We start from the raw sequence: 12000 nt of genomic DNA, 5'->3' as shown, positions 1-12000 counted from the left end.
TCCTCAGGTGTGACGACGGTCTCCGTCAGCCTACTGGTGAGTCACATCGGACGGCCCGGCGAACGTCAGAAGGTCTCGCCGGTGAGCCGCTCGTAGGCCTGGACGTAGCGCTCGCGCGTGCTGGCGACGATCTCGGCAGGCAGCGCTGGCGGCTGTGTGTCGCCGGCACGGTCCCATCCGCTCTCTGCGGAGAGCAGCCAGTTGCGCACGAACTGCTTGTCGTACGACGGCGGCGTGGGGCGCCCGGGCGCGTAGGCGTCGGCCGGCCAGAAGCGGGACGAGTCGGGGGTCAGCACCTCGTCGGCCAGGACGATCGTGCCGTCGGCGCGGGCACCGAACTCGAGCTTGGTGTCGGCCAGGATGATGCCTCGCTCACGGGCGACCTGCTCGGCGCGCGAGTAGATGCTCAGCGTCAGGTCCCGCAGCGCCTCGGCGGACTCCGCGCCGATCGTCCGGACGACCTGCTCGAACGACACGTTCTCGTCGTGCTCGCCGAGATCGGCCTTGGTGGCGGGGGTGAAGATCGGCTCGGGCAGCCGGTCGCCGTCGACCAGTCCGGCCGGCAGCGGGACGCCGCACACCTCGCCCGTGGCCTGGTAGTCGAGCAGGCCCGAGCCGGTGAGGTAGCCGCGGGCGACGCACTCGACGGGGAACATGTCGAGCTTCTCGACGACGAGCGACCGGCCACGGACGCGCTCGGGCACCGTCGTGGAGACGACGTGGTTGGGCACCAGGTCGGCCAGCTGGTCGAACCACCACAGCGACATCCGCGTCAGGATCTCGCCCTTGTCGGGGATGCCCGGCGTGAGGATGAAGTCGAAGGCCGAGATGCGGTCGGACGCGACCATCAGCAGGTGGCCGTCGGGGAGCTCGTAGAGGTCGCGGACCTTGCCCGAGTGCAGGTGGGTGGCTCCGGGGATGTCGAGTGGCACGGGCTCAGCCTAGAGCAGCAGGAAGACGCCCATGATCGCGCCGCCGACGGCCAGGACGGTGCCCGTCACGAGCAGCAGCGTGACCAGCCGGACGGCTTCCTGCTCGGTCAGGTCGAGCCGGGCCCGCTTGCTGTCGGCCGGGTCGATCAGCACCGACACCTCGTCGCCCACCGCGAACGGCGTGGCCAGCGGGCCCGGCACACGGAGCCGGCGACCGTCGGGCGTCCGGTACTCGATGCGCGGCGGGACGGCGACGCCGTCACCCACGTCGATCACGGTGCCGGCGACCCGGCGCCAGTCGGTGGGGACCTGGCCCAGCGATCGACGCCGCCGCAGGCCCCACCACACGAGCCATCCGCCGACCAGCACCATCGAGAACGGGAGCAGGGTCACGGACACGTCCCGAGCCTAGGCCCGGCACGACGTCCGCGCCGGGCGGCGCTAGAGGATCGAGCCCGGCGTGTAGGCCGCCGCCTCGGGCTGCTCGGCGACGAGCTGCTCGATGCGGGCGACGACCGAGCGGACCTGGCTGACGGCCGCGCCCGTGAACTCGATCGGCGACGCCACAAGGCTCGCGAGGTCGTCCTGCGTCAGACCCAGGCGCTCGTCGGCGGCGAGGCGCGCGAAGAGGTCGTTCTCGGCGGCACCCTTCTCGCGCATCTCCAGCGCCACGGCGACGGCGTGCTGCTTGACCGCGTCGTAGGCCGTCTCGCGCCCCTTGCCCTGACGCACCGCAGCCATCAGCACCTTGGTCGTCGCCAGGAACGGCAGGTAGCGGTCGAGCTCGCGCTGGATGACGGCCGGGAACGTGCCGAACTCGTCGAGGACCGTCAGGAACGTCTCGAACAGGCCGTCGGCGGCGTAGAAGGCATCGGGCAGCGCGACGCGTCGGACGACCGAGCACGACACGTCGCCCTCGTTCCACTGGTCTCCGGCCAGCTCGCCGACCATCGACACGTAGCCGCGCAGGATGACCGCGAGACCGTTGACGCGCTCGCACGAGCGGGTGTTCATCTTGTGCGGCATCGCGCTGGAGCCGACCTGGCCGGGCTTGAAGCCCTCCGTCACGATCTCGTTGCCGGCCATCAGCCGGATCGTCGTGGCGAGGTTGGACGGTGCCGCCGACAGCTGCGCGAGGGCCGTCACGACGTCGTAGTCGAGCGAGCGGGGATACACCTGGCCGACGCTGGTCAGCACCGTGTCGAAGCCGAGGTGACGCGCGACGCGCTGCTCCAGCTCGATCAGCTTCTCCTCGTCGCCGCCCAGCAGGTCGAGCTGGTCCTGCGCCGTGCCGACGGGACCCTTGATGCCCCGCAGCGGGTAGCGGGCGATGAGGTCGTCGAGGCGCGAGAGGGCGTACAGCAGCTCGTCGGCGATCGTCGCGAACCGCTTGCCGAGCGTCGTGGCCTGCGCCGCGACGTTGTGGCTGCGGCCGGCCATGACGAGCTCGGCATGCTCCGTGGCGAGCCGGCCCAGACGGGCCAGGGTCGCGACACCGCGGTCGCGCATGACCTCGAGGGAGGCCCTGATCTGCAGCTGCTCGACGTTCTCGGTGAGGTCGCGCGACGTCATGCCCTTGTGGATGTGCTCGGTGCCGGCCAGCGCCGCGAACTCCTCGATGCGGGCCTTGACGTCGTGGCGGGTGATCTTCTCGCGGTCGGCGATCGAGACGAGGTCGACGTGGTCGACGACTGACTCGTAGGCCTCGATGACGCCGTCGGGCGTCTCGACGCCGAGGTCCTTCTGCGCCCGGAGGACCGCGATCCAGAGGCGACGCTCCAGGACGATCTTGTGCTCGGGCGACCAGATGCGCGCGATCTCGGGGGAGGCGTAGCGGCTGGCGAGGACGTTGGGGGTGGTCACAGTGCGGTCCTGTCGTTGTTCTGGGCGTCCTGCGCCGCGGTGAGGGCGATGTCGGAGCGGTGATGGGCACCGCGGATCGTGATGCGGTCGACGCCCGCGTAGGCGCGTTCGCGGGCCTCGGTGAGGTCGATGCCGATCGCGGTGACCGACAGCACGCGGCCTCCGGCGGTGACGAGCCGGCCGTCGACGAGTGCGGTGCCGGCATGGATGACGTCGACCCCGTCGAGGGCATTGGCCTCGGACACGCCCTCGATGACGTCTCCGGTGACGGGCGACTCGGGGTAGTCCTCGGACGCGACGACGACCGTGACCGACGAGGCGCGTTCCCACTGCGGGAGCCCGACCTCGCCGAGGGTGCCGGTCGCCGCACCGTGCAGCAGCGCCGACAGCGGGGTCTTGAGCATCGCGAGGATCGACTGGGTCTCGGGATCGCCGAAGCGCGCGTTGAACTCGATGACCCGCACGCCGCGGCTGGTCAGTGCGAGGCCGGCGTAGAGCAGACCCTGGAAGGGCGTCCCGCGGCGTGCCATCTCCTGCACCGTCGGCACCAGGACACGGCGGCTCACCTCGGCCACGAGGTCGTCCGGTGCCCACGGCAGCGGCGTGTAGGCGCCCATGCCGCCGGTATTGGGGCCCTCGTCGCCGTCACGGGCGCGCTTGAAGTCCTGCGCGGGCTGCAGCGGCAGCACCGTCTCTCCGTCGGTGATCGCGAACAGCGAGACCTCGGGGCCGTCGAGGAACTCCTCGATGACGACCCGGTCGCACGCCGCTGCGTGGTCGATCGCGGCCTGGCGGTCGTCCGTCACGACCACTCCCTTGCCGGCGGCGAGGGCGTCGTCCTTGACGACGTACGGGGGGCCGAAGGCGTCGAGCGCGTCCACGACCTGCTCGGGGGTCTCGCACACGTGCGCCAGCGCCGTCGGCACCTCGGCCGCGGCCATGACCTGCTTGGCGAAGGCCTTGGAACCCTCGATCTGCGCGGCCTCCTTCGACGGGCCGAAGCACGCGATGCCGGCCGCCCGGACAGCATCGGCGACGCCCGCGACGAGCGGCGCCTCCGGCCCGACGACGACCAGGTCGACACCCAGCGACGTCGCGAGGGCCGCGACGGCGTCACCGTCGAGCGGGTCGACGGGGTGCAGCGAGGCCACGTCGGCGATGCCGGGGTTGCCCGGGGCGGCGTGCACCTCGGTGACCTGCGGATCGCGGGACAGGGCGAGGGCCAGGGCGTGCTCGCGGCCGCCGGTGCCGATGACGAGGGTCTTCACGGGAGGCCACTCTAGTCGTCCGCCTCGGGGCCCCGGACGCGACGAGGGCCCCATCCGTCGTGGATGGGGCCCTCGCGGCGCGTTCAGGCACAGCGGCTGTGCCGGTGCGGTGCTACTTCTTCTTGATGACCTTGACCTTGACCGAGTCGGTCGACGCGGCGATCGTCGGCGAACCGGCGTACTCGGCCTTCAGCGTCGCCGAACCCTTGGGCAGCTTGCCCTTGATGACGAGCTTGACCTTGCCCAGGCTGTTGACCTTGCCGTTGGCGACCTTCTTGCCCTTGGCGTAGCCGACGACCGGGGTGCCGGCCGGGGCCTTCTGGCCACCGATCGAGACCGTCGCGTAGAAGCTCACGGTGTTCTTGGTCGTGATCTTGCCCGACTTGGGGTGGACGCGGTAGATGTCGACCTTCGAGGCGGCCTTGTCGATCGGGTCCTTGAACTTGTAGGTCGTGCCCTGCCACGTGATGTCGGTGATCGTGGCGTTGACCTCGGCCTGGACGCCGAAGCCGATGACCTTGTAGTCACCGAGCTCGGCGAGGATGGTGGTCAGCGGGTACCTCTGGTTGGCGACGATGGCGGCACCGGTGCCGTCATCGATCGTCCTCGTCGAGATGAAGAGATCGGACGTCTTCACCCGGCTGCCCTGGTCAGCAAGGCTGTAGATCGTCGTGAAGTTGCCGGTTGCGTCGACGTTGCTGCTGCGCAGGGGGATCTGGAGAGTTGCCTGACCGGCCGTTGCGGTGAACCGCGAACCGGCGATCTCCTGCTCGATGTTGAAGTTCGGCTTGCCGGGGGTGATCGTCTCGTTGTTGTCGGCGTAGCCCTTGATGACCTGCGACTTGCCACCCGAGAGCTCGAGGCCGTTGGCCGTGACCTTGGCGCGAGTCGGCGCGTCGGGCTGACCCTGGTGCCAGCTCGTGTAGTTGGCGGTGGTCTCTGTCGGCAGGACGTCGGCGTTGACGACGTTGACGACGGTCGCAGCGCTCGCGGCAGGCGCGAACATGAGGGCGGACGCGACGAGCGCGCCCATGCCGATGGTTGCTCCGACGCGCGAGCGCGTGGCTGTCTGGGTCATGTGTGGATTCCTCGCAGTTGAGCTGACGGACTCCCCGAGCTCCCCCCGGGGTTGATCCTCCACTGAACCATGAATTCAAGACAGTGTGACAACTTTGGGGCGCAAGCCTGTCGAATGAGGGGACATGCCAGGCAATCTTCGTTCGGGTCGAGCACGCCGAAGGCCCCGTCCGGGGCGGACGGGGCCTTCGATCGTTCGTGCGGGGTGGTGCCAGGTGCTAGCCGCGGACCTTGACCTTGATCGAGTCACTGTCGCCGTTGAGCGTGGCCGAACCGACCTGCGTGACCTTGAGGGTCGCGTTGCCCTTGGGCAGCTTGTTGGGCAGCTTCAGCTTGACCTTGCCGGTGCTGTTGACCTTGGCCGTGACGACCTTCTTGCCCTTGGCGTAGGCGTAGATCGTCGTGCCGGGCTTGGCCTTCTGGCCGTCGACCTGGATCGACGCGTAGATGTAGACCGTGCTGCGCACCGAGGGACGCGTCGGGTGGATGCGGTAGATCTCGACGCGACCCTTGGACTTGTCGACCTTGACCGTGACGGTGGCCGAGGCCGAACCGCCGCGACCGTCGGTGACGGTGTACTTGACCGAGGCGCTGCCCTTGAAGTTCTTGGCAGGGATGAAGGTCTGCGCAGCACCACTGCCGGTGACGGCACCGCCGACGACGGAGTCGATCGCGTAGGACAGCTCGTTGCCATCGACGTCCGTGGCTGCGAGCGAGATCGCGACCGGGGTGTTGATCTTGGTCGAGACGGAACGGTCGGCGACGGTCGGCGCGTTGTTCTTGAACTGGTACGTGACGTCGTCGAACGTGAGCGACTTGACCGTCGCGGTGCCGGTCGTGTTGAACACGCCGAAGCCCTTGACCCGGTAGTTGGGCTTGAGGGCCGTCACGATGTCGGCGGTCGGCTTGGTGGCACCGGCGTCGATGGCGTTGCTGTCGGTGCCGATCTTGGCGCTGGTCGTCCAGGTGCCTTCGGCGGCCTGCGTCAGCGTCGTGAGCTTGTTGTCGCTCTCGCCGGTGATGTTGTCGCTGTACACGGCCACCTTGACGACCGGGGTACCCGTCGAGACGACGCTGGTGGCACCGAGCTTGTCGAGATCGGCGTTGCCGTTGGTGGTGCCGAGGCCATCCGACGTGTTGTTGGTGTAGCCGCGCACGAAGGCCGACTCGCCGGTCAGCTCGAGACCGTCGTTGACGACCTTGTAGGTGCCGGCACCCTCGTGGTGGTAGCCCGCCGAGAACGGCTCGCCGGTCGCGGCGATCTGCGTCTCGCGGACGTCGGTGGTCGTGGCGGCCTGGGCCGACGGAGCGAACAGGAGCGCGGAGGCGATGAGCGCGCCGGTGGCGACACCAGCACCTGCCCGGCGTCGCGTGATGAGTTGAGTCATGTCGTGTGCATCCCTTGCAATCAGTCCCCCCGGACCCCCCGGGGATTGCCGCGGATCGGCATGCCGCCTCGACACTGACGCGAGACAGCCTGACCCCAGTTCAACACATCAGTCCAAGAGTGCCAAACCCCACACGCCCCATCCGTCCCACTTCGCGGGACCGACAGGGGGGGTTCGGAGCAGCGCTCAGAGCAGCGGGTGCCGCTCGATCGACTGCTCTCGGTCGGGCCCGACGCCGATCGTCGAGATGCGCGCGCCCGAGATGGCCTCGAGCGCCAGGACGTAGTCCTGGGCCGCCTGCGGCAGGTCGTCGAACGTGCGGGCACCCGAGATGTCCTCGTGCCAGCCGGGGAACATCTCGTAGATCGGCTTGGCGTGGTGGAAGCCCGTCTGCGTCATCGGCATCTCGTCGACCCGCTCACCGTCGACGTCGTACGCGACGCACACCGGGATCTCGTCCCAGCCGGTCAGCACGTCGAGCTTGGTCAGCACGAAGTCGGTGACGCCGTTGATGCGCGCGGCGTACCGGGCGATCGGGGCGTCGTACCAGCCGCAGCGTCGCGGACGTCCGGTCGTCGTGCCGAACTCGGCACCGTTCTTGCGCAGGCGCTCGCCGTCGTCGTCGAACAGCTCGGTCGGGAACGGGCCCTCGCCGACGCGGGTCGCGTAGGCCTTGACGATACCGATGACGCGGGTGATCTCGGTGGGCGCGATGCCCGATCCGGTGCACGCACCACCCGTCGTCGCCGACGACGACGTGACGAACGGGTAGGTGCCGTGGTCGACGTCGAGCAGCGTGGCCTGGCCGGCCTCGAGCAGGACCGTCTTGCCGTCGCGCAGCGCGTCGTGCAGCAGCAGGGGGGTGTCGGCCATCATCGGGCGGAGCCGGTCGACGTACGAGAGCAGCTCCTCGACGATCTCGTCGACCTCGACCGCACGACGGTTGTAGATCTTGCTGAGGATCTGGTTCTTGAGCTCGAGCGCACCCTCGACCTTCTGGCGCAGGATCTTCTCGTCGAAGAGGTCCTGCACGCGGATGCCGAGCCGGTTCATCTTGTCGGCGTAGGTCGGGCCGATGCCGCGGCCGGTCGTGCCGATCTTGCGGCTGCCCAGGAAGCGCTCGGCGACCTTGTCCATCGTCCGGTTGTAGTCGGCGATGACGTGCGCGTTGGCGCTGATGACGAGCTTGGAGGTGTCGATGCCGCGCTGCTCGAGACCCTCGATCTCCTCGAACAGCACCTTGAGGTCGACCACGACGCCGTTGCCGATGACCGGGACGCACCCGGGGCTCAGGATGCCGCTCGGCAGCAGGTGGAGGGCGTACTTCTGGTCGCCGATCACCACCGTGTGGCCTGCGTTGTTGCCACCGTTGAACTTCACCACGTAGTCGACGCGACTACCCAGGATGTCCGTGGCCTTGCCCTTGCCTTCGTCGCCCCACTGGGCTCCGACGATGACGACTGCGGGCATGGGATGCACCACCCTCACACATGCGACAAGCCCCGTTCTCGCGGGGCTCTTACCGGTTCACCCTATCGGAGATCGGGGCGATGCGTCCCGTCTACGAGCCTTGGCGGGCACGGTAGGCGGCGACGGCGGCGCGATTGCCGCACGCCGTGCTGCAGAAGCGGCGCGAGCGGTTGCGCGACAGGTCGAGCACGAGTCCACCGCAGTCGTCGTCGGCGCAGACCCCGAGTCGCGACATCTCGTCGGCGCGGATGACGTCGATCATGGCCATCGCGGTCTCGACGACGATGCGGGTCGCGAACGGCCGGTCGCCCTCGACGGCGTGCAGGTGCCAGTCCATGTCGCCGTGGCGCACGAGCTGGGGCAGCGCTCCCGCCTCGCGCAGCATCGTGTTGACGGTCGCGACGGCGTCGTCGCGGCTGCTGGTGAGCAGCCGGCGCAGTCCGGGGCGGAGCTCGCGCAGCTCGTCGAGCTCGGTCTGGTCGCCCGTGAGGCGTCCGGTGTATCCCTGCTCGTCGTAGAACGCCTCGAGCTGACCGGTCGTCTCGAGGGTGTCGGGCTGCTGGGCGGAGTTGACCAGGGCGACCGCGGCGACCAGCGCCAGCTCGGTGTCATGAGCAAAGACCATGTTGACACCTTACCGCGGCCGCTTTAATGTCACATGTCATGGCCACATTGACTCATGACATGTCGCGCTCCGGAACGTCCCGCACGACGTCCGGGATCGCGCTGGCGACAGCCGGCGCGGCGTCCTTCGCGATGTCGGGCCCGCTGGCCAAGGGGCTCATCGACGCGGGGTGGACCGCAGGTGCCGCCGTCACGGTCAGGGTGCTGATCGCCGCCGTCGTGCTCGCCGTGCCCGCGGCCGTCACGATGCGTGGCCGGTGGCACCTCGTGCGAGCCCGCGGCAACCTCGGGCTCGTCGCCGCGTACGGACTCATCGCGGTCGCCGGCTGCCAGCTGGCCTACTTCAACGCGGTCGACCACATGCAGGTCGGCGTCGCGCTGCTGATCGAGTTCACGTGCCCCGTCGCGGTGCTCGGCTGGATGTGGTGGCGGCACGGACAGCGTCCGTCGCGGATCACCGCGATCGGAGCGACGCTCGCGATCGGGGGGCTCGTGCTGGTGCTCGACCTGACGTCGGGGGCCACTGCCGACGCTGTCGGCCTGCTGTGGGCGTTCGGTGCCATGGCCTGCGCAGCGGTCTACTGGATCCTGTCGGCCGACGAGGGCAACGGCCTGCCGGGCATCGCGCTCGCGGCCGGCGGCATGACGTTCGGTGGCCTGGCGCTGCTCGCCGCGGGCATCGTGGGCGTCATCCCGATGGACGCGTCGACGAGCGACGTCGCGCTGGCCGGCACGACCGTCGCCTGGTGGCTGCCGCTGCTCCTGCTGGGTGTCGTAACCGCAGGGCTCGCCTACGTCCTGAGCATCGCGGGCAGCCGCCGGCTCGGATCGCGGCTCGGATCGTTCGTGGGTCTGAGCGAGGCCGTGTTCGGGGTCGTCTTCGCCTGGCTGCTGCTGTCGGAGACACCCCGGCCCGTGCAGCTGCTGGGCGGCGCGCTGATCCTGCTCGGCGTCGTCGGGGTCAAGCTCGGAGAGCCGCGGGTCGACGCGGCTGCGCCACCGGGCACCGCCCCGTAGGGTGCGGGAGTGACGTCACTGATCGCCATCGCCAATGCCGACGCCGGCACCTCGGACGACGCTGCCGTCGACGAGGTCGTCGCCGCCCTGGGTGAGGGAGCCGACGTCGAGCTCGTCCGCACGTCCAGCCCCGACGACCTCGCCGAGGCGCTCGCGCAGCACCCGGACGTCGACGGTGTCGTGGTGCTCGGTGGCGACGGCAGCCTGCACGCCGTCGTCCAGGCCATGCGCGACGCCGGTCGGCTGGGTGAGGTCGTCGTCGGGCTCGTGCCGCTCGGCACCGGCAACGACTTCGCGGCGACCCTCGGGCTGCCCGACGGACACGTCGAGGCCGCCCGCATCGTCGTGGCCGGACGCACCCGGGCGATCGACGTGGTGGTCGACGGACGCGACACCGTCGTCGTCAACGCCGCGCACATCGGCATCGGCGCCGAGGCCGCCGCGGCCGCCCGCCCGTGGAAGAAGGCGCTCGGCCCTGTCGGCTACGCCGTCGGCGCGGCGCTGACCGGCCTCAAGGGACTCACCACACCGGGTGCGCGGCTGCGCATCACGGTCGACGGCAAGACCCTGACCCGCAAGGAGCCCGTGATCCAGGTGGCGATCGGCAACGGGCGGTACGTCGGGGGCGGCGCTCCGTTGCTGCCGCGCGCCGATCCGTCCGACGGGCTGATCGACGTGTCGGTGTCGTACACCGAGTCGCCGCGCCGGCGCATCGCCTACGCCTTCAGCGTCCGCCGCGGCGAGCACCACCGGCGCGACGACGTGGTCTACCTGCGCGGCACCGAGATCGACGTGCGCGGCGACGCCCTGCGCTGCACCAGCGACGGCGAGCTCACCGAGGCGTCCCCCCGCTACTCGTGGCGCATCGAGCCGGCGGCCATGACGATGTACGTGCCGTAGCCCGTCTCGACCGCTACCGGGGACCGTCGACGATCGCACCGAGGCGCCGCCGACGCTCGGCCAGCCGCGTCCACACGGCCGACTGCACCGCGAGAGTGACGGTGCCCGCGACGACGAGGCCTGCCAGGTTGACGGCCAGCTGCAGGACCGACGCGCCCGCCTCGCCCCAGGCACCCACCGCGACCGTCAGCCCCGCCGTCGCGACCGCCGGGACGGTCGTGATCGAGATGAAGACGCCGACCAGCGCCGACGACTGCGACGCCGTCAACGACAGCACGCCGACGCAGCCCGCCAGGAGGGCGACCACGAACGACCACGCGTCCGGCTTGACGATGAACTCGGTGAGGTCGCCGGTCGTCGCCTCGACCGTGTCGACGACGCCGAGCTGCGCGGCGACCCACCAGACCGCGACGGAGATCGCGAAGGCGACCGAGAACCCGAGCGTCAACGTCGCGGCTGCCGGGCCCACCAGCCCCGGGCGACGTCGCGCGACCGCGAGGCAGATCGCCGCGATCGGAGCGAACTCCGGACCGACGACCATCGCGCCGATGATCAGGATGGGCTGGTCGAGGTAGCGACCGACCCCGGCGATCAGGCAGGCGATCGTCAGGAACACGAAAAACGACCACGAGCCCCTGGCCGACCGACGGGCCCGGCTCTCGACCTGCGCCCACACCACGCCGTCGTCGGGATGCCCCGGTGCCTGCGCCTCGGCCTCGGTGGCTGCGCGCGACATCACGACCAGGGGCTCGGTGATCGAGATCGAGCCGGTGCGGTCGACCGACAGGTCGTGCAGGTGGTGGATGACCGCGTCGGCACCCTCGCGCGCGACGTCGAACATCAGCAGATCGCCTCCGTCGGCGACCGCCGCGCCCCGCACGAGCACGATGTCGACGACCGCCGGATCGTCCCGCAGCCGGTCGACGACCTCGTCGCAGAGGGCCGACGACGCCACGACGCGCACGCTCAGCACGGGTCGGTCTCAGCCGCTGGGGGCGACGAGCTCCGCGTAGGCCTCGGGGCTCGACTCGTGCAGGAACTCGCGGCAGCGGTGGGCCTCGCCCTCGTCGCCGAGACGCTCGGAGGCATCGGCCAGCGCCGCGAGCGAGCGCAGGAACGCACGGTTCGGCTCGTGCTCCCACGGCAGCGGGCCGTGGCCCTTCCACCCGTTGCGGCGCAGCAGGTCGAGCGAGCGGTGGTAGCCGGTGCGGACGAAGGCGTAGCCCTCGAGGTCGCGGCCCTCGGCGAGCGCGAGCTCGGCCAGGGTGACCCAGGCGAGCGCGGAGTCGGGGTGCAGCGAGGCCACGGTCTGCGGGCTGTCGCCGGCGGCGAGCTCGGCGGCACCGGGGTCGGCGGGCAGGAGCGTGGCGGGCGGTTCACCGAAGAGATTGGTCATGGGCTCAGTGTGTCAGGCGCTGCCGGTTTCCCAGGTTCACCCCGGAATCTTCGGGGGCGCACCTG

The 12000-nt window shown here is 70.2% G+C and carries 12 protein-coding genes; 2 read left to right on the top strand and 10 right to left on the bottom strand.

The genetic code is table 11. The features are described from left to right. Nucleotides 1-65: 65 nt before the first annotated feature. The 8 genes from JOF40_RS07840 to JOF40_RS07805 form a co-directional block, all read right to left on the bottom strand. A complete protein-coding gene (locus tag JOF40_RS07840; protein WP_129181693.1) occupies nucleotides 66-932 on the bottom strand; it encodes a phosphoribosylaminoimidazolesuccinocarboxamide synthase in 867 nt (288 codons plus the stop codon). 9 nt (nucleotides 933-941) lie between these two features. Further along, nucleotides 942-1331: a DUF3592 domain-containing protein gene (locus JOF40_RS07835; RefSeq protein WP_129181690.1), complete on the bottom strand. Its 390-nt coding sequence runs from the start codon at nucleotides 1329-1331 to the stop codon at nucleotides 942-944. A 42-nt stretch (nucleotides 1332-1373) separates the two neighbouring features. Beyond that, on the bottom strand, nucleotides 1374-2795 hold the full coding sequence (gene purB, locus JOF40_RS07830) for an adenylosuccinate lyase (protein WP_129181687.1): 1422 nt from the start codon (nucleotides 2793-2795) through the stop codon (nucleotides 1374-1376). Then, nucleotides 2792-4063 (bottom strand): phosphoribosylamine--glycine ligase, encoded by a 1272-nt coding sequence (gene purD, locus JOF40_RS07825; protein ID WP_129181684.1) that lies wholly within the window; start codon nucleotides 4061-4063, stop codon nucleotides 2792-2794. The genes purB and purD overlap by 4 nt, the downstream gene beginning before the upstream one ends. A gap of 112 nt (nucleotides 4064-4175) precedes the next feature. After that, nucleotides 4176-5141 carry a hypothetical protein gene (locus tag JOF40_RS07820; RefSeq protein WP_129181682.1) on the bottom strand — a complete coding sequence of 322 codons (966 nt, stop codon included), beginning with the start codon at nucleotides 5139-5141 and terminating at the stop codon, nucleotides 4176-4178. Nucleotides 5142-5358: 217 nt separating this feature from the next. Continuing rightward, nucleotides 5359-6528 carry an Ig-like domain-containing protein gene (locus JOF40_RS07815; RefSeq protein ID WP_129181679.1) on the bottom strand — a complete coding sequence of 390 codons (1170 nt, stop codon included), beginning with the start codon at nucleotides 6526-6528 and terminating at the stop codon, nucleotides 5359-5361. A 186-nt stretch (nucleotides 6529-6714) separates the two neighbouring features. Then, on the bottom strand, nucleotides 6715-7998 hold the full coding sequence (locus tag JOF40_RS07810) for an adenylosuccinate synthase (protein ID WP_129181676.1): 1284 nt from the start codon (nucleotides 7996-7998) through the stop codon (nucleotides 6715-6717). Nucleotides 7999-8089: 91 nt separating this feature from the next. After that, nucleotides 8090-8623, bottom strand: coding sequence for a CGNR zinc finger domain-containing protein (locus JOF40_RS07805; protein ID WP_129181673.1), 534 nt, complete (start codon nucleotides 8621-8623; stop codon nucleotides 8090-8092). Nucleotides 8624-8682: 59 nt separating this feature from the next. Between JOF40_RS07805 and JOF40_RS07800 the strand changes: the two genes are divergently transcribed. Beyond that, on the top strand, nucleotides 8683-9639 hold the full coding sequence (locus JOF40_RS07800) for an EamA family transporter (RefSeq protein WP_129181670.1): 957 nt from the start codon (nucleotides 8683-8685) through the stop codon (nucleotides 9637-9639). A gap of 9 nt (nucleotides 9640-9648) precedes the next feature. After that, a complete protein-coding gene (locus JOF40_RS07795; protein ID WP_129181667.1) occupies nucleotides 9649-10539 on the top strand; it encodes a diacylglycerol/lipid kinase family protein in 891 nt (296 codons plus the stop codon). A gap of 13 nt (nucleotides 10540-10552) precedes the next feature. On the opposite strand, the gene JOF40_RS07790 is transcribed toward JOF40_RS07795, so the two are convergent. Continuing rightward, nucleotides 10553-11512 carry a DUF389 domain-containing protein gene (locus JOF40_RS07790; RefSeq protein ID WP_129181664.1) on the bottom strand — a complete coding sequence of 320 codons (960 nt, stop codon included), beginning with the start codon at nucleotides 11510-11512 and terminating at the stop codon, nucleotides 10553-10555. 9 nt (nucleotides 11513-11521) lie between these two features. Then, nucleotides 11522-11935, bottom strand: coding sequence for a DUF3151 domain-containing protein (locus JOF40_RS07785; protein ID WP_129181660.1), 414 nt, complete (start codon nucleotides 11933-11935; stop codon nucleotides 11522-11524). Nucleotides 11936-12000: the final 65 nt, after the last annotated feature.

Origin of the sequence: Aeromicrobium fastidiosum, assembly GCF_017876595.1 — a bacterium.
GTDB classification, from domain to species: domain Bacteria; phylum Actinomycetota; class Actinomycetes; order Propionibacteriales; family Nocardioidaceae; genus Aeromicrobium; species Aeromicrobium fastidiosum.
The sequence above is the reverse complement of the archived record's forward strand: the minus strand, read 5'-3'. Positions and strand labels throughout refer to the sequence as shown.

Coding starts and splice junctions, on each gene's coding strand:
- JOF40_RS07820 (WP_129181682.1), bottom strand. CDS start 5,141: ATGACCCAGACAGCCACGCGCTCGCGCGTCGGAGCAACCATCGGCATG.
- JOF40_RS07815 (WP_129181679.1), bottom strand. CDS start 6,528: ATGACTCAACTCATCACGCGACGCCGGGCAGGTGCTGGTGTCGCCACC.
- JOF40_RS07810 (WP_129181676.1), bottom strand. CDS start 7,998: ATGCCCGCAGTCGTCATCGTCGGAGCCCAGTGGGGCGACGAAGGCAAG.
- JOF40_RS07805 (WP_129181673.1), bottom strand. CDS start 8,623: ATGGTCTTTGCTCATGACACCGAGCTGGCGCTGGTCGCCGCGGTCGCC.
- JOF40_RS07800 (WP_129181670.1), top strand. CDS start 8,683: ATGTCGCGCTCCGGAACGTCCCGCACGACGTCCGGGATCGCGCTGGCG.
- JOF40_RS07785 (WP_129181660.1), bottom strand. CDS start 11,935: ATGACCAATCTCTTCGGTGAACCGCCCGCCACGCTCCTGCCCGCCGAC.